The sequence below is a fragment of the Roseomonas elaeocarpi genome (assembly GCF_042433915.1).
GTDB classification, from domain to species: Bacteria; Pseudomonadota; Alphaproteobacteria; order Acetobacterales; family Acetobacteraceae; genus Roseomonas; species Roseomonas elaeocarpi.
In genome coordinates this window covers 225,927-241,300 of the sequence record NZ_JBHLUN010000001.1, presented here as the reverse complement: position 1 = coordinate 241,300, position 15,374 = coordinate 225,927, and the positions used below count along the sequence as shown (strand labels likewise).

At 73.0% G+C, this 15,374-nt stretch carries 15 protein-coding genes and 1 tRNA gene; 9 read left to right on the top strand and 7 right to left on the bottom strand.

Going from position 1 to position 15,374, the window contains the following annotated elements; genetic code table 11:
• Positions 1 to 102 precede the first annotated feature (102 nt).
• The 4 genes from ACFFGY_RS00885 to ACFFGY_RS00870 all read left to right on the top strand — a co-directional run bounded on the left by ACFFGY_RS00885 (position 103) and on the right by ACFFGY_RS00870 (position 4,467).
• Complete coding sequence (locus tag ACFFGY_RS00885; protein ID WP_377042464.1) at positions 103 to 720, top strand: hypothetical protein; 618 nt, start codon at positions 103 to 105, stop codon at positions 718 to 720.
• 50 nt (positions 721 to 770) lie between these two features.
• Complete coding sequence (locus tag ACFFGY_RS00880) at positions 771 to 1,424, top strand: chromate transporter (RefSeq protein WP_377042463.1); 654 nt, start codon at positions 771 to 773, stop codon at positions 1,422 to 1,424.
• Positions 1,421 to 1,942 (top strand): chromate transporter, encoded by a 522-nt coding sequence (locus ACFFGY_RS00875; protein ID WP_377042462.1) that lies wholly within the window; start codon positions 1,421 to 1,423, stop codon positions 1,940 to 1,942. Before ACFFGY_RS00880 ends, ACFFGY_RS00875 begins: the two co-directional genes overlap by 4 nt.
• A 140-nt stretch (positions 1,943 to 2,082) precedes the next feature.
• Positions 2,083 to 4,467 (top strand): amylo-alpha-1,6-glucosidase, encoded by a 2,385-nt coding sequence (locus tag ACFFGY_RS00870; RefSeq protein ID WP_377042461.1) that lies wholly within the window; start codon positions 2,083 to 2,085, stop codon positions 4,465 to 4,467.
• 55 nt (positions 4,468 to 4,522) lie between these two features.
• Here the strand turns inward: ACFFGY_RS00870 and lptM are convergent, their stop codons facing one another.
• The gene (lptM, locus tag ACFFGY_RS00865; RefSeq protein WP_377042460.1) at positions 4,523 to 4,660 is read right to left on the bottom strand and encodes an LPS translocon maturation chaperone LptM; all 138 of its coding nucleotides are present in this window, start codon (positions 4,658 to 4,660) and stop codon (positions 4,523 to 4,525) included.
• Complete coding sequence (gene argH, locus ACFFGY_RS00860) at positions 4,660 to 5,988, bottom strand: argininosuccinate lyase (RefSeq protein ID WP_377042650.1); 1,329 nt, start codon at positions 5,986 to 5,988, stop codon at positions 4,660 to 4,662. The genes lptM and argH overlap by 1 nt, the downstream gene beginning before the upstream one ends.
• A gap of 85 nt (positions 5,989 to 6,073) precedes the next feature.
• Here argH and ACFFGY_RS00855 point away from each other — a divergent pair, with 85 nt between their 5' ends.
• Complete coding sequence (locus ACFFGY_RS00855; protein WP_377042459.1) at positions 6,074 to 6,709, top strand: TlpA disulfide reductase family protein; 636 nt, start codon at positions 6,074 to 6,076, stop codon at positions 6,707 to 6,709.
• A 68-nt stretch (positions 6,710 to 6,777) separates the two neighbouring features.
• The gene (locus tag ACFFGY_RS00850; protein ID WP_377042458.1) at positions 6,778 to 6,993 is read left to right on the top strand and encodes a hypothetical protein; all 216 of its coding nucleotides are present in this window, start codon (positions 6,778 to 6,780) and stop codon (positions 6,991 to 6,993) included.
• A 254-nt stretch (positions 6,994 to 7,247) separates the two neighbouring features.
• Here the strand turns inward: ACFFGY_RS00850 and pncA are convergent, their stop codons facing one another.
• The 5 genes from pncA to ACFFGY_RS00825 form a co-directional block, all read right to left on the bottom strand.
• Positions 7,248 to 7,922 (bottom strand): bifunctional nicotinamidase/pyrazinamidase, encoded by a 675-nt coding sequence (gene pncA, locus ACFFGY_RS00845; RefSeq protein WP_377042457.1) that lies wholly within the window; start codon positions 7,920 to 7,922, stop codon positions 7,248 to 7,250.
• Between the two features lie 170 nt (positions 7,923 to 8,092).
• Positions 8,093 to 8,278, bottom strand: a complete 186-nt coding sequence (locus ACFFGY_RS00840) for a tautomerase family protein (protein ID WP_377042456.1) — start codon at positions 8,276 to 8,278, stop codon at positions 8,093 to 8,095.
• 197 nt (positions 8,279 to 8,475) lie between these two features.
• Positions 8,476 to 11,649: an error-prone DNA polymerase gene (locus ACFFGY_RS00835; RefSeq protein WP_377042455.1), complete on the bottom strand. Its 3,174-nt coding sequence runs from the start codon at positions 11,647 to 11,649 to the stop codon at positions 8,476 to 8,478.
• A 22-nt stretch (positions 11,650 to 11,671) separates the two neighbouring features.
• On the bottom strand, positions 11,672 to 13,213 hold the full coding sequence (locus ACFFGY_RS00830) for a Y-family DNA polymerase (protein WP_377042454.1): 1,542 nt from the start codon (positions 13,211 to 13,213) through the stop codon (positions 11,672 to 11,674).
• Entirely contained in the window at positions 13,210 to 13,986 is a 777-nt protein-coding gene (locus tag ACFFGY_RS00825) for an ImuA family protein (RefSeq protein ID WP_377042453.1), read from the bottom strand. The genes ACFFGY_RS00830 and ACFFGY_RS00825 overlap by 4 nt, the downstream gene beginning before the upstream one ends.
• A 375-nt stretch (positions 13,987 to 14,361) precedes the next feature.
• Here ACFFGY_RS00825 and ACFFGY_RS00820 point away from each other — a divergent pair.
• The 3 genes from ACFFGY_RS00820 (at position 14,362) to ACFFGY_RS00810 (ending at position 15,317) form a co-directional block, all read left to right on the top strand.
• Positions 14,362 to 14,453 (top strand) — tRNA-Sec (locus ACFFGY_RS00820).
• Positions 14,454 to 14,598: 145 nt separating this feature from the next.
• Positions 14,599 to 15,006 carry a hypothetical protein gene (locus ACFFGY_RS00815; protein ID WP_377042452.1) on the top strand — a complete coding sequence of 136 codons (408 nt, stop codon included), beginning with the start codon at positions 14,599 to 14,601 and terminating at the stop codon, positions 15,004 to 15,006.
• Entirely contained in the window at positions 14,889 to 15,317 is a 429-nt protein-coding gene (locus tag ACFFGY_RS00810; protein ID WP_377042649.1) for a putative peptidoglycan-binding domain-containing protein, read from the top strand. The genes ACFFGY_RS00815 and ACFFGY_RS00810 overlap by 118 nt, the downstream gene beginning before the upstream one ends.
• Positions 15,318 to 15,374: the final 57 nt, after the last annotated feature.

Here is a 15,374-nt window from a genome sequence, read left to right as displayed (position 1 = left end):
GGGGCACCTGCCACGGCCCAGCCTGACACGGGCGCGCGGAGCACCGCTTCCCTGGGGATGAACCCCGGCTGCGCTTTGTCTCCCCGAAGGGAAGCTTCCCCGTTGCCCCGACGTCGTCCCCTGCTCCTCCCGACGTCTTTCGCACTCGCCTCCATCGCCGCATCGCTGGCGGGCTGCGCCTTCGAGGATGCGCGCACCGCCGCCCGCGCCCCTTCCGCCCTGATCGGAATGTCGGAACTCGACCTGCAGACCTGCCTCGGCAACCCCAACAGCAGCGCCAGCTTCGGGAGTTCCAAGGTTCTGACCTACAACTCCGCCTCCACCAGCAGCGGCGGCATCACGCTGACCCTGCCGCTGGTGGGCGGCATCACCATCACCGGCAACGGCTACTGCCACGTGGTGGTCAGGCTGGATGGCGAGCGCGTGTCCAAGGTCCGCTTCGTGGGTGAGACCGATGAGCCGGGCGCGCCCAATGCCTGGTGCGCACCCATCGTGCGCAGCTGCGTGGCGCATCCGGAGCCGTACTGGAGCCCCGGGCCGCCCGTTCCGCCCGCCATCTCCGGTTCCGCCGGAACAACGGCGGCGCCCGCCACATCCGACCCTGTTGGAGCCATGGTGACGCCCGGAGCCCCGGCGCCCGCGGATCAGGCGGTCGTGCCGGCCGGTGCGGCGTCCTTCACGCCCGCGCCGCCGGCGGGTGGCAGCATTTCCAACCCTTGAACACGGGGCGCCCGATTGCCCTCCGGCGGCGGCGGGCGCAATCGGGAGCCATGCCGCCACCGTCCCCTTCCGATCCCACGCCGCCGCCCGTCACGCCCCCGACGATCGCACCAACGGCGTGGCAACTCTTCACCGGCTTCCTTACGCTGGGGCTGACCGGCTTCGGCGGCGTGCTGCCGCTGGCGCGGCGCCTGATCGTGGAGCGCCGGCGCTGGCTGTCCCCGCCGGAATTCACCGAGTTGCTGGGCCTGTGCCAGTTCCTGCCGGGCGGCAACATCATCAACCTGTCTGTGGCACTGGGCCTGCGCTTCCACGGGGTGCGGGGCGCGCTGGCGGCGATCACCGGGCTGCTGGCGGCGCCCTCGATCATCGTGATCCTGTTGTCGGCCGTTTACGCGCGCTTCCAGGACGACCCGGACGTGCGCCACGTCTTCGCCGGGCTGGCGGCCGCGGCGGCCGGGCTGCTGATCGGCCTCGCGGTGAAGCTGGCCCTGCCGCTGCGCACGCGCTGGCTGGCGGCGGCGCTGGCGGCGCTGTGCTTCGTGGCGATCGCGGTGCTGCGCCTGCCGCTGCTGCCGGTGATGCTGGTGATGGCGCCGCTCAGCACGCTGGTGCTGCGCCGGGATGCCCGCCGCCGCGACGGCACAGGCACCGGCCCGGGCGCCCCCGGCCAAGGCACCCGCGGTACGGGGGCGCGGGCGTGATCGCCACCCTCGTCAGCCTGGCGCTGATCTTTGCCGAGCTTTCGGTGCTGGCCTTCGGCGGCGGCAATTCCATCCTGCCCGAGATGCAGCGCCAGGTGGTCGAGGTCCATGGCTGGATGAGCGCCACGGAGTTCAACGCGCTCTACGGCCTGGCGCAGGCGGCGCCGGGGCCGAACATGATGGTGGTCACCGCGATCGGCTGGCACGTCGCGGGTGTCTGGGGCGTCATCGTGGTGACGCTGGCGAAGTTCGGCCCCTCCTCGGTCATCACGGGCGTCGCGCTGCACCTGTGGAACCGCTTCCGCGACGCCCCGCTGCGCGGGCAGATCCGCGACGGCCTCGTGCCGGTCACGGTGGGGCTGGTGGCGGCCAGCGCCGTGCTGATCACCCAGCCCGTGGCCACCACGCCGATCCTGCTCGCGGTGGCGCTGGTCGTGGCGGCGCTGTCGCTCTGGGGGCGGCTGCACCCGCTCTGGCTGCTGGCAGGGGGGGCGGGGATCGGATGGCTGCTGGGCTGAAGAACCGTCGCGGCTGGCTCACCCGCCTCCTGCGCGGGGCGATCCTGGCGCCCTTCGCCGCCCCCGCCAGCAGCGCCCTCGCGCGTCGCGCGTTACCCGCAGCATCCGGATTTGCGGAAACGAGCGGGGGAAGGGCGACGATGCACGACGAGGTTTCACCCGCGAGTGCGTCGCCATCAGGAGGAAGGTCGTCGGAAGGCCCGGGCGCCACCCGCACGACCGGCCGGGTCGCCGCCGCGCTGACGCGGCTGCGCGACGCGAACCGCTGCACCGTGCGGCCGGACAACCTCATCGCCTATCAGGGTTTCGCGGTGCTGATCACCGACCGGCAGGCCCGCCTGCGGGAAGGCTCGCACGGCTTCTTCCTTCATCAGACCCGCTTCCTGTCGCGGCTGGAGCTGGAGGTGGACGGCAAGCCGCCCAGCCCCATCTCGGCCAACACGGTGGAAGCGCACTCGCTGCTGGCCTACCACCTCGCGCCCTCGCCCGCCGGCCTCGCGGCGAGCCCGGACCGGGACAATCCCAACGCTTCCCCGGGCGAGGTGGTGAGCAAGGGCATCGCGCTGCAGCTGCACGCCTTCGTGGGCGGCGGGCTGCACCTCGACCTCATCGTCACCAACCACGCGCTGGCCGAAACCGAGGTGACTCTGGGCCTCGTGCTCGACGCCGACTTCGCCGATATCGAGGAGGTCCAGGCGGGCGAGCGCCAGCAGCGGGGCACGGTGGAGCGCCACTGGGCGCCGCGCCCCAACAGCGGCGGCGGTGAGCCCGGCGGGGCGCTGACCCTGCGCTACGGCCATCCCGGGCTCGACCTCGCCACCACCGTCGCGCTCGCCGGCGGCGACGGGTGGAGCGAGGCGGGGGAGCGGCTCGAGTGCCGCCTCCGCCTGCGCCCGCAGGAGCCGCGGCTGATCACGCTCGACCTGTCGCCGCGCATGGCGGGGACGGAAACGGCGCCCTTCTACGGCGTGGACGGCGGCTTCGCGCCCGAGGCGACGCCCGCGGCCGCGCGGCGCGACTGGGCCGACGGCTGCGCCGTGCTGGAAGCCGGCGACCCGGCGGTGCAGGCAACCTGGGACCGGGCGGTGAGCGACCTCGCCTCGCTGCAGACCGGCGAGGGCACGGAAGGGCAGCCCTGGATGGTGGTGGCCGGCATCCCGAATTTTTCCGGGCTGTTCGGGCGCGACGCCTTTGTCGCGGCGCTGCAGAGCGCCGTGCTCAACCCCGCGACGCTGCGCGGCGCGCTCGACGCCGTCACGCCTTGGAACGCGCAGAACACCGACGACTTCCTGGATGCCGAGCCCGGCAAGGTGCTGCACCAGCGGCTGCGCGGCCCCCTCGCCACGCTGGGGCTGACACCCTTCGGGCGCTACTACGGCGATCACACGGCGCCGGGGTTGTTCCTGCTGGCCGCCGCGCGCCACTTCACCCAGACCGGCGATGCCGCCCTGCTGCGATCCCAGCGTCCGGCGCTGGAGCGGACGCTGGACTGGATGGCCGCGAACCGCGACGCTTCCGGCTTCCACTTCTACCGGACGCGCTCGCCCAAGGGGCTCAAGAACCAGAGCTGGAAGGATTCCGAGCAGGCGGTGCTCTACCCCGACGGCCGCAACGTTGCCGCGCCGATCGCCATGGCCGACGTGCAGGCAATCTTCTTCGGTGCGCAGCGCTCGCTGGGCGAAGCCTTCGCGACGCTCGGTGAGGCGGCGCTGTCGGAACGCCTGCACGGCGAGGCGGCGGCGCTGCGGGAGCGCTTCAACGAACGCTACTGGATGCCCGGGGAGCGGTACTTCGCCATCGCCCTCGACGGCGCGGGACAGCAGGTCCGCAGCATCGCCTCCGACCCCGGCTCCTGCCTGGCCTACGGCATCGTGGACGAGAACAAGGCCGCGGCGGTGGCCGACCGGCTGCTGGCACCGGACATGTTCAGCGGCTGGGGCATCCGCACGCTGTCGAGCGAGCACCCCGCCTTCAACCCCTTCGCCTATCACCTGGGCACCGTCTGGCCGGCACCCAACGCCATCGCCGCCTTCGGCCTGCGCCGCTACGGCTTCGACGATCATGCCCACCGGGTGGTGCGGGCGCTGTTCGACGCGGCGCAGATCTTCGACGAGGACCGGCTGCCGGAAGTCTTCGGCGGCCACCCGCGCGACGCGCGCCACCCGCACCCGGGCCTCTACCCCGGCGCCTGCTCGCCCCAGGCCTGGTCGGCCAGCGCCGTGGTGCTGATGGTGGACACGCTGCTGGGGCTGCTGCCGATGGCGCCCCGCGGCACGCTGGTGGTCGATCCAGCCCTGCCCGCCTGGCTGCCGGAGGTCACGCTGCGCGACGTGCGGGTCGGTTCGGCGCGCGCCAGCCTGCGCTTCCGCCGCGACGGCAGCGGCCGTACCGGGGTGCAGGTGCTGGAACACGGCGGGCTGCGCATCCTCCGGCTGGAGGACCTGCCCCCCGGCCAGGACCGCGTCTCGGCCCGGACGCGCGCCGCGCTGGGGCACCCGGGCGCCACCGTGCTGGCGGGGGGATGAAGGCGCGGCGACCCAGGCGATACAGGGGCCCGGGTCGCGGCGGCCGTGGGCGGGGCTACTTGCTCGGGTAGGCCCGCGGGTAGGTGATCTCGCTCTGCGGACCGGGCGGGCGGATCGGCCCCGTCCGCCCGCAGGCCGCGAGCGTCAGCCCGAGGAGAAGCAGCGGCAGCACCGCCGCGATGATCCGGTGCATCAGCCGAGCCTTTCCTGCCATTCGCGCGCCATGGCGGCCACGTTGTCGGGCGCGGTGCCGCCGAAGGAGGTGCGCGAGCGCACCGAGGCTTCCACCGAGAGCACGTCGAACACGCCCCCGTGCAGGCGCGGCTCCACCGTCTGCATCTGCGCCAGCGTCAGGGCGGGCAGGTCCACGCCTTCCCGCTCGGCCAGGGCCACGAGGCGGCCGGTGACGTGGTGCGCGTCGCGGAAGGGCAGCTTGAGTTCCCGCACCAGCCAGTCCGCGAGGTCGGTGGCGGTGGAGAAGCCGGCACCCGCCGCGGCGCGCAAGCGATCGGCGTCGGGCTGCATGTCGCGCACCATGCCGGCGGTGGCGGCGAGGCTGAGCGACAGTGAGGCGGCGGCGTCGAAGATGCCCTCCTTGTCCTCCTGCATGTCCTTGCCGTAGGTCAGCGGCAGGCCCTTCATCACCGTCAGCAGCCCCACCAGCGCGCCGGTGATCCGCCCCGGCTTGGCCCGCACCAGCTCCGCCGCGTCGGGGTTGCGCTTCTGCGGCATGATCGAGGAGCCGGTGGTGTAGGCGTCGCTCAGCCGCACGAAGCCGAAATACGGGTTGGTCCAGATCACGAACTCTTCCGCCAGCCGCGACAGGTGGGTGGCGCAGATGGCGCAGGCGGAAAGGAACTCGATCGCGTAGTCGCGCGAGGCGACGCTATCGAGGCTGTTGCGGGTCGGGCCGTCGAAACCCAGCGCGGCCGCCGTCATGTGCCGGTCGATCGGGAAGCCGGTGCCGCAGAGTGCTGCGGCGCCGAGAGGGCTCTCGTTCAGGCGGCGGCGGCAGTCCGCGAGGCGGCCGCGGTCACGGTGGAGCATCTCGGCGTAGGCCAGCAGGTGGTGGCCCAGCGTGGTGGGCTGCGCCGGCTGCAGGTGGGTGAAGCCCGGCATCACGGTGGCCGCGTGCTCGGCCGCGCGCGCCACCAGGGCGCGCATGGTGTCGGCCAGCTGCGCGTCGAGGCCGTCGATCGCGTCGCGGGTCCACAGGCGGACGTCCAGCGCCACCTGGTCGTTGCGGGACCGGCCGGTGTGGAGGCGCTTGCCGGCCTCGCCCACGCGCTCGGTGAGCCTCGCCTCCACGTTCATGTGGATGTCCTCCAGCGCCTCGCTGAAGGGGAACTCGCCGCGCTCGATCTCACCGGCGATGGCGTCGAGGCCTTCGCGGATGCGGGTCTCGTCCTCGGTGGAGATGATCCCCACATGGGCCAGCATCGCCGCGTGGGCGAGGCTGCCGCGGATATCCTGGCGCCACATCTCGCGGTCGAAGCCGATGGAGGCATTGATGGCCTGCATCACCGCCGAGGGTCCCTCGGCGTAGCGGCCGCCCCACGCGTTATTGGGATCGTTGCTGCTGCTGGACACGAACGGAGGAGTTCCCGTGCTGAGGATCGGACGCCGCCAAGCCCTGGCTGCCACGCTGGCAACGGGGGCGCTGAGCGCTGGCACGTTGAGCATGACCCTCCCCGCGCGTCCAGCGCGGGCCCAAGGGGGAACGCAGGGCGGCGGCCCTTCCGGCGATCTGGGCCAGCTGCGGGAAGGCGAGCCGAAGCCCCTGCCCGCCCTGCGATTCACCGATGCGGAGGGGACGGCGAAGACCCTGGGGGAGTTCCGTGGCCAGGGCGTGGTGATGAACTTCTGGGCCACCTGGTGCGGCCCCTGCGTCGAGGAGATGCCCTCGCTCGACCGCCTCGCCGCGGCGCTGGCGGGGGACGGGATCGCGGTGCTGCCGCTGTCTTCCGACCGTGGCGGGGCGCCGCAGGTCAAGGGCTTCTACGCCGCCCACGGAGTGCGCAACTTGGCGATCTGGCTCGACCCGCAGGGGGCGGCCGGGCGGCAGCTGGGGATCCGGGGCCTGCCGACCACGGTGATTCTGGACCGGCAGGGGCAGGAGGTCGCGCGGCTGGAAGGGGCCGCCGCCTGGGATGCGCCCGACAAGTTGGCCGCGATCCGCCGTCTCGCCGGCCCTCGGGGTGGCGATGCACTGCCGGCGGGCGACAAGCCCACTGCCACGTGATCGGTCCCCTTGCAGCCACCGGCGGCGCGGGGGCTTAGAAGCTGCATCCTAGGTTAAGGAGTCCGACCATGCCCGATCCCGACATCCGGGTCAGCGGCGACAGCGAGCCGGCCGTGGCGCTGGCGCTGCTGCAGCTCATCATGCGCTCCGAAGGCGAGACCGCGCGCTTCGACCGGGACTGGATCCTCTCGACCTATGCCGACTGCCTGGCCGTGGTGGGGGGCGCCGAGGTCGAGTACGGCGACGAGGACGAGGACGACGAGGCGGAAGAGCGCAAGGAGTGATCCGCCGGGGGAGTTCGCCTCCCCCTCGGTGAGTGCTGCCCGCCGCGCTACCGGCGGCGGGGCCTTCCGGCACGGCGGGCGCCGTCCTTCACCGCGGCGCCGCGCCTCCGGCGGGGCATCCGCCGGCCCGGCATGAGTCCGGACGCACCGGGCTACGCGACGGAGTTTCCAGAGCGGCTTCCGTTCGCCCTGGCTTACGCGAAGCGCTTCAGACTGTTGTTTTTCCGGGCGTCTTCACCCGATCGGGATTTGCTCTACCCCAGCAGCGCCGCGCTGGTGGTGGTCCCGACGCCCGCCGCGGCCATCGCGGCCATGGCGCGGTCCAGGCTGGTGCCACCAGCCGGCTCGGGCGCCGCGATGGCGCGGGACGCATCGCCCACCAGCCAGGTTTCGAAGCCGCGCTCGGCCGCCCCGATCGCCGTGGCGGACACGCAGAAGTCCGTGGCCAGGCCGCACACGAATACCCGCCGCGCGCCGGTGCCGCGCAGGTAGCCCTCCAGCCCCGTGGGCGTGCGCCGGTCGTTCTCGACGAAGCCGCTGTAGCTGTCGACCGCGCGCCGAACGCCCTTGCGGAACACGGCGCGCAACCGGTCGCTGTGCAGCAGCGGGTGCAGCGCGGCGCCGGCCGTTCCCTGCACGCAGTGGTCGGGCCAGACGATCTGATCCCCGTAATCGAGTTGCACGATCCCGAAGGGCAGGTTTCCGGGATGCTGGCTGGCGAAGGACAGGTGATCGGCCGGGTGCCAGTCCTGCGTCGCCACCGCGTGGCCGAAGCGGTGCAGCAGGGCGTTGACGGGATGGAGCACCGCGTCCCCGTCGGAAACCGGCAGGGCGCCGCCCGGCATGAAGTCGGGCTGCACATCCACCACGATCAGCACGTCCCGCTCCGGATCGAGCGGGAGGGGGGCCGTGGTCGGGGAGAGGGTCATGCTGGGCCTTTGCGCCGGACGGGGGCGCATCTGGCCATGGAAGGACCCCCGTGGACAACGCCCCGGCCATCACCCTTCGGGAGGGCTGATCCCCCGCCACGGCAGGGGTGGCGGAACCGCCCACCCTGGCAGGCGGCGGGCGGCCGGTCCGGCGAAGTCCCCCCCGGCGCTCAGCGGTCGCTGAACAGCACCCCGCCCTTGCTCTTGCTGTCCAGGGACGATTCCACGATCTGCACCGTCACCTGGTCGGCCGCGACCCCGAAGTTGCGGACCATGGCTTCGGTGATGTCGCGGCACAACCCGCGCTTCTGTTCCGTGCTGCGCCCCGTGGCGGCAAAGACGACGATCTCGGGCATGGTTCTCTCCTTCTCCGGCAGGCCGCAGCCCCCGGGAGCGGCATCAAGCCACGTCGGCCGGCGCCTGCCCAGCGCCGTGCCCGACACGCTCGGTCCGGACCCTTCGGGCGAGCGCCTTGGGAGGCCGTGCCGAGCGGTCACTCCAGGGCCATCCCAGAGAGCCATGCCACAGGCCCCAAGCTCCCCCTTCATGCCACTCACCCCAGGGCGTCCAGCAGGTCGGTGCGGTCGAGGAGGCGCCGCACCACGAGGTGGATCACCGGCACCTCGGTGTCGGCCTCCTCGCGCTCCACCCGGCCTTCCGCCAGGATCAGGCGCGCGCCCACCAGCACGGCGTGGTCGCGCGCCACGATGTCCGGGTAGATCACGAGGTTGGCGACGCCGTGCTCGTCCTCGGTGGTCACGAAGACGATGCCCTTGGCGCTGCCCGGCCGCTGGCGCATCAGCACCAGGCCCGGCACCCGCACCCGTGTGCCGCTGGGGGCGGTGTCCAGCCGCCGCGTGTCGTCCCAGCCCAGCCGTTGCAGCCCGGGCCGCAACAGGGCCAGCGGGTGCGGGCGCAGCGACAGCGTGGTGCTGCGGTAGTCTTCCACCACCTGCTCGCCCGCACGCTCCGGCGGCAGAAGCGGCGCCGCTTCCCGCTGAAGGCGCGGGGCCGCCACCGCCGCCTCGGCGCGACCCACCGCGAAGAGCGGCAGGTCCTCCACGCCGCTGCCCAGCGCCGCCGCGTCCCACAGCGCTTCGCGCCGCCCGAGGCCCGAGGCCGCGAAGGCGTCGGCCGCCGCCAGCGCCTCGATCCCGCGCCGCCCGATGCCGGAGCGCCCCGCCACCTCCCGCACCGAGCCGAAGGGGGAGCCGTTGCCGGCCGCCCGCGCCGCCACCAGCGCCTGCCCGTCGCGCTCGGTCAGGCCGCGCGCCAGGCGCAGGCCGAGGCGCAGCGCCAGCCCGCCGGTGCTCCCGTGGTCGGACTCCAGCGTGCTGTCCCATTCGCTGCTGTTGAGGTCGAGCGGGCGCACCGCCACGCCGTGCGCCCGCGCGTCGCGCACGATCTGCGCCGGCGCGTAGAAGCCCATGGGCTGCGAGTTCAGCAGCGCCGCGGCGAAGACGCCTGGGTGGTGGCACTTGATCCAGGCCGAGGTGTAGACGAGCTGCGCGAAGCTCGCCGCGTGGCTTTCGGGAAAGCCGTAGGAGCCGAAGCCCTCGATCTGCCGGAACACGCGCTCCGCCAGCGCCCGCTCGTAGCCGCGCGCCACCATCCCTTCCACGAGGCGGTCGCGGTACTGGCCGACACCTTTGGTGTACTTGAAGGTCGCCATGGCGCGGCGCAGGTCGTCGGCCTCGGCCGGGGAAAAGCCGGCCGCCACGATGGCCAGCCGCATCGCCTGTTCCTGGAACAGCGGCACGCCCAGCGTGCGGCCAAGGACGCGCTCCATCTCGTCGGGCGGGCCGAAGCCCTCGCCGGGGCGGGGATAGATGACCTCCTCCAGGTGTTGGCGACGGCGCAGGTAGGGATGCACCATGTCGCCCTGGATCGGGCCGGGGCGCACGATCGCGACCTGGATCACCAGGTCGTAGAAGGCGCGCGGGCGCAGGCGGGGCAGCATGTTCATCTGCGCCCGGCTTTCCACCTGGAACACGCCCAGGCTGTCGCCGCGGCGGAGCATCGCGAAGGTTTCGGCGCAGTCCCCCTCGATCGCGTGGAGCTGCGGCCGCCGGCCGGTATGCCGCTCCATCAGGGTGAAGGCCCGCCGGAGGCAGCTCAGCATCCCCAGGCCCAGCACGTCGACCTTGAGGATGCCCAGGGCGGTGATGTCGTCCTTGTCCCATTCCAGCACGGTGCGCCCGTCCATCGCCGCGCGGCCGACCACCACCAACTCCGTCAAGGGGCCGCGCGTGATCACGAAGCCGCCCACATGGGTCGCGAGGTGGCGCGGGAAGCCCCGGATCTCGGTGGCCAGCGTCAGCGCCTGGCGCAGCCGGCGGTCGCGGGTGTCGAGGCCGAGCTCCGCGGCCAGCGCGTGCAGCGTCATCTCGCGTCCCGGTCCCCAGCTCGCCCGGGCGAGGCGGGCGGTCACGTCCTCCGACAGGCCCATGGCGCGGCCGACCTCGCGGATGGCGGAGCGGTCGCGGTAGCGGATCACGGTGGCGCAGATCGCCGCGCGCTCACGCCCGTAGCGCTGATACAGGTGCTGGATCACCTCCTCGCGGCGCTCGTGCTCGAAGTCGATGTCGATGTCGGGCGGCTCGCCGCGGTTTTCCGACAGGAAGCGCTCGAACAGCAGGTCGTGCTTGCCGGGGTCCACGGCGGTGATGCCCAGCACGAAGCAGACCGCCGAGTTGGCGGCGGAACCGCGACCCTGGCAGAGGATGCCCTGCGCCCGCGCGAAGCGGACGATCTCGTGCACCGTCAGGAAGTAGCGGGCGTAGTCGAGGCGGCCGATCAGCGAGAGCTCCTCGCGCAGGCGTGCCTCGATCGCCTCGGGCACCACGGTCCAGCGTTCCGCCGCGGCCGCCGCGACACGCGCCGCCAGGGTCTGCTGCGCGGTCCGCCCGGGGTCGAGGATTTCTTCCGGATATTCATAGCGCAGCTGGTCCAGCGAGAAGCCGCGCGTCGCTTCCAGCACGCGCAGGGTGTTGCGCACGGCCTGCGGCGCGCGGCGGAACAGGCGCACCATCTCGGCGGGGGATTTCAGGTGGCGCTCGGCATTGGGCTCGGCTGCCTCGCCGAGGTTGTCCACCGTGGTGCGCAGCCGGATGGCGGTGAGCAGGTCGGCCAGCGGCCGCCGTTCCGCGACGTGGTAGCGCACCTCGTTGGTGGCCAGCAGCTCGATGCCCAGCACCCGCGTCAGCTCGTCGAGGGCCTCCAGCCGGTCCTCGTCGATGTCGTCGAAGCGGATCGTGGCGGTGCAGAAGAGCGGCAGCGGCAGCCGCCCGCGCAGCGCCGCCGCGTCCCGGCCGAGCTGTTCCGCGAAGCGCAGGTCGGGCCGCACCGGCGACACGGCGGCGAGGCAGAGTCCTTCGGCCGATCGCAGCAGGGCGTCCCGCTCCACCGCTTCCTCGCCCTTGGGCGCGCGCATCCTGGCCTCCGACAGCAGCCGGGTCAGCCGGCCGTAGCTCGCGCGGCTGGTGGGCCAGGCGAGGTATTCGCCCCCGTCCGCGAGGCGCAGCCGCACGCCGGGCACGAAGGGCAGCTCGAGTTCGCGCGCCGCGACATGGGCGCGCACGATGCCGCCGAGGCTGTTGGTGTCGCACAGCCCGATCGCGGCATGGCCCAGCTCCTGCGCGCGCAGCACCAGTTCCGCCGGGTGCGACGCCCCGTCGAGCAGCGAGAAGTTGGAACGCGGCGACAGTTCCACGTAGCCGGGAAGCATGGCGTTTTTCACGGGCCCAGCCTCAGGCGAAGTAGCCGTGCAGGAACCACCGGGCCGGCGCGTCGGCGCGGTTCTCGCCCAGCCGGCACACCCAGAGGCGTGGGCCGCCGGCGGTCTGCAGGCGGAAGTAGTCGCGCCGCGCACGGGGCGGCCCGTCTTCCCACCAGGGCGGTTCCAGCCGTTCCGGCCCGGCCGCGCGCAGGACGCGATAAGTGTTCCGCCCGAGGATGAGGCGCAGCGGCGGCCCGTCCGGGACCTCGGCCAGCACGCCCAGCGGCCTGGGGCGGCGCAGGAGGCGCACCGGCCGTTGCCGCAGGCCCCAGCCGGATGGCAGCGGTGTTTCGGGGGAGAGCGGCGCGGCGCGGGCGACGGCGTGTTCCGGCAGGTGCGCGGGCCGCGGCGCCGCGCGCCACACGCGCGTGCGCTGCCGCAGCCGGTCCACCAGCGCGGCCAGGGCCTGCCGCTCCGCCCCGGCCGGGCCCAGGGTGGCGGCGTGCAGCTGCTCCGGCGGGAGGGGGTTGGTTTCCGTGGCCTCCAGCACGAGGCGCTCGAAGCCCAGATCCGGCCGCAGCGTGCCCAGCGGTTCCCGCAGCAGCCGCGCGAGGTGGGCGGGGTCGGCGCTGGGCAGAAGCGTGCCGACGGCGAGTTCCTGCACCTCGCCATCCACCCGGAACCCCGCGAAGCGCAGGCGACGCGCGCCCTGCCCCGCCTGTCGCAGCGAGGCGCAGAGCTCGTGCAGCAGGCGATCGGCCTGGAGGTCGATGGCGGCGCGGGTAAGGATCGGCTCCGGCAGGTCGCGCGCCGCGGTGAAGTCCGCCGGTGGACGGACGGAGCGCAGCGGCCGGGCGCGCTGCCCGGTGGCGTCGTCGAGTGCCGCCATCACCTCCGCCCCGAAGCGCCGCACCAGGGGCGCGCGCGGCTGGGCGGCGAGCTCGGCCAGGTTGCGCAGGCCGAGCCGCCGGAGCTGCGCCACCGTGTCGCCGGGCAGCCGCAGCACGCCGATGGGTGAGCCGCGGAGCGCCGTTGCTTCCTCGCCGGGCGGGACGGCGAGGTCGCTTTCCACGCTGCGCGACAGCGCCGCCGCCATGCCCGGCGTGGCCGCGGCCACCACGCGGGCCGTGAAGCCGGCGCGCCGCAGGGCGTCGCGCAGGCGCGCCACCAGCGCGCGCTCCCCCCCGAACAGCGCGGCCGAGCCGGTGGTGTCGAGCAGCAGGCCGTCGGCCCCCTCCACCGCCACGACCGGCGTGAAGCGCAGGCACCAGAGCGCCAGCCGGTGCAGCAGCGCCGCTTCCGCCGCCGGGTCCGCAGGATGGAGGAGGAGGTCGGGGCACAGGGCCTGGGCATCCGCCAGAGCCTGCCCGGGGTGGAGCAGGCCGGGCGGCAGGGCCGGTGCATCCACGCTGTCCAGCAGGCGGCGGTTGCCTTGCACGCGCCAGGTGGCCAGGGGCCGGGTGGCAGGGTCGCCCGTCGCCGTGGGCGGCTGGTCACAGGGCGCCCGATGCAGCCGCCGCAGGCGCTGCGCCCCCAGCCGGGGCAGAAAGGCGGCCAGGATCCGGCGGCTCATGCCCGGATCGCCCCCGGTCCTGTTGGTTCATGCCCGAGCGGTTCATGCCCGGCCGATTCACCTTCGGTCGTCTCGACCGCGAGGCGGCGGGTCTCGGCTTCCCAGCGCACCTGCCACTGCCCGGCACGGCCCGCCCGCGCGCGCAGCAGTTCCAGCCGCCAGGACGGCTGCCAGGAGAACTGCCAGCGGGGCTGCCAGCGGGGCTGCCGACTGGGAGCGGCCGACCCCGTGGAACTTTCGTGCGCCGCCGCGACGCGCCAGCGGGTCAGCGCCGCGGTGGGCAGCGCGGCGCCTTCATCCGGCCGCAGCAGCAGGCCGAGCCCGCCCCCTGCCTCCGCCGCCAGCTGAAGGCGGCGCGCAGCGGCGAGGCCGGGCGAGGCGGTGACCAGCAGCGCGCCGGCCAGGGCGGAACAACGCAGTGCCTCTTCCATCGCCCAGAGCGCGTCGGCGGGCTCGGTGGCCGCGACGAACAGGATCGCGGCGGGTTCCAGCCCGAAGCGCCGCAGCCCTTCCGGTGCCGCGTCCGGCTCCGGCGCGATCCAGGCCACGGTGCCGCCGAGGCGACCGAGCACCATGGCGCAGAAGCCGACCGCCGCGCCCTCGTCGCCCGACAGCACCTCGTGCACCGCCCCGCGCAGGAGGCCGTTGTCGGGCAGCCAACCGTCGATGGGGGCGCAGAGCGGCACCGCGTCGCAGACGGTGGAGCCGCGTTCCAGCCGCGAAACCTGAGCGCGGAGCTGCTCCAGCACCGTGTTCCGTTGGGTGGCCGACACAGGGCGTCACCCTGCCGGCGTGGCGGGTCGGGGGATGCGAATCGGGGCGGCGTTGGGGAGGGATGCGGGGGGCATGGGCGGAAGCTAGCCCTCCTGCGCGAACCAGAACAAGACGTGAACAAAAACGCCGCCCGCCTGTTCCGGGCAAAGTGAGCGGGAGGGCACCGGCGCCGACGCTCGCCTGCCGCGCGGTGATGACGGGCACCGGGATGGTGCCTCGCAAAGGGATGCCGCCACTGCAGCGATTTCCGACGGCAGGCGCTCAGGGGCGTGTGCGTCGACCCTGTATCGCGAACCCTGCGCCGCGAATCCTGGGGTGCAGGGCCCCGTGGCAGCAGCTTGACGCGCCCGCGGTTCGGGAGTGACGTCCCGCCCGGAAGAGAAACATCCCCGGTGGGGTGCCCGGACTTCAAATCCGGTGGAAGGCGCTGCGCGTCTTTGGCGGGTTCGACTCCCTCCTCTTCCGCTTCAAACCCTTGCCGGTTTTTCCCCCTCTGTTCCCGTGCGTGTTGATTAACACCTTGATTCTGCCCTACGAGGGAGTTCCGTGTTTCCCCTTCGTTCCGGAATTTCCTGCCCTTGCGTGCGGCAAACCGGGCAAATGACCGGGTAATGATGGACGGTTCCGGATCTCGCGGCGGCTGCGGCGGCGCTGTCGAAGCTGACCGGGCTGCTGAAGCCAGTGGGCATCCCAGTCTCGGCCGTCGGCGCGGGGACCTGAGCCATGGCCGACATGATGACCCGCGCCGAGTTCGTGCCTTCTTCCTCGCCCTCAAGGTCAATGAGCGCGGCTTGTCCATGGTCTCGACCGACCCCGGCAACTGGACCGGCGGCCAGGTGGGCAAGGGCAAGCTCAAGGGCACGAAGTACGGCATCGCCGCCGCCAGCTACCCGGCGAGGACATCCAAAACCTTACCGATGAGCGGGCGATTGAGCTGTACTTTCGGGATTTCTGGACCCGCACTGGCTGCGACGAGCTATCGCTGCTGCTGCGCGACCTCGTCTTCGACAGCGCGGTGAACAACGACCCCGGCAACGCGGGGCGGTTCCTGCAGCGGGCGCTGGGGGTGCCCGATGACGGCAAAGTCGGCGCCATCACTCGCGCTGCCATCGCCACGGCCGACCCGCTGACGCTGGGGGAGGCGTTCCAGCGCGAGCGGACAACCTTCTACACGAAGCTATCCACCTGGAAGGGCTTCGATAGGGGCTGGGCGATCGGCTCGCTACAGTTCCGTTCCAGGCTATGCGCCTCGCCCAGTGAGTGCTTTGCCATCACCACGACCGATCCGCGCCTGTCTCAGGCGCCGCGCCGCGAAATCACGTGGTTGTGAGTATCTTAGATGAAGCAATGCAGGCAGTAGCGCGCGCCATCTTCCATCCCGGCTGCG

What these genes read in the sequence shown, in the direction of transcription:
- ACFFGY_RS00880 (WP_377042463.1), top strand. Translation starts at nt 771, where the DNA reads ATGCCGCCACCGTCCCCTTCCGATCCCACGCCGCCGCCCGTCACGCCC.
- ACFFGY_RS00870 (WP_377042461.1), top strand. Translation starts at nt 2,083, where the DNA reads ATGCACGACGAGGTTTCACCCGCGAGTGCGTCGCCATCAGGAGGAAGG.
- lptM (WP_377042460.1), bottom strand. Translation starts at nt 4,660, where the DNA reads ATGCACCGGATCATCGCGGCGGTGCTGCCGCTGCTTCTCCTCGGGCTG.
- argH (WP_377042650.1), bottom strand. Translation starts at nt 5,988, where the DNA reads ATGCAGGCCATCAATGCCTCCATCGGCTTCGACCGCGAGATGTGGCGC.
- ACFFGY_RS00850 (WP_377042458.1), top strand. Translation starts at nt 6,778, where the DNA reads ATGCCCGATCCCGACATCCGGGTCAGCGGCGACAGCGAGCCGGCCGTG.
- pncA (WP_377042457.1), bottom strand. Translation starts at nt 7,922, where the DNA reads ATGACCCTCTCCCCGACCACGGCCCCCCTCCCGCTCGATCCGGAGCGG.
- ACFFGY_RS00840 (WP_377042456.1), bottom strand. Translation starts at nt 8,278, where the DNA reads ATGCCCGAGATCGTCGTCTTTGCCGCCACGGGGCGCAGCACGGAACAG.
- ACFFGY_RS00835 (WP_377042455.1), bottom strand. Translation starts at nt 11,649, where the DNA reads ATGCTTCCCGGCTACGTGGAACTGTCGCCGCGTTCCAACTTCTCGCTG.
- ACFFGY_RS00830 (WP_377042454.1), bottom strand. Translation starts at nt 13,213, where the DNA reads ATGAGCCGCCGGATCCTGGCCGCCTTTCTGCCCCGGCTGGGGGCGCAG.
- ACFFGY_RS00815 (WP_377042452.1), top strand. Translation starts at nt 14,599, where the DNA reads ATGATGGACGGTTCCGGATCTCGCGGCGGCTGCGGCGGCGCTGTCGAA.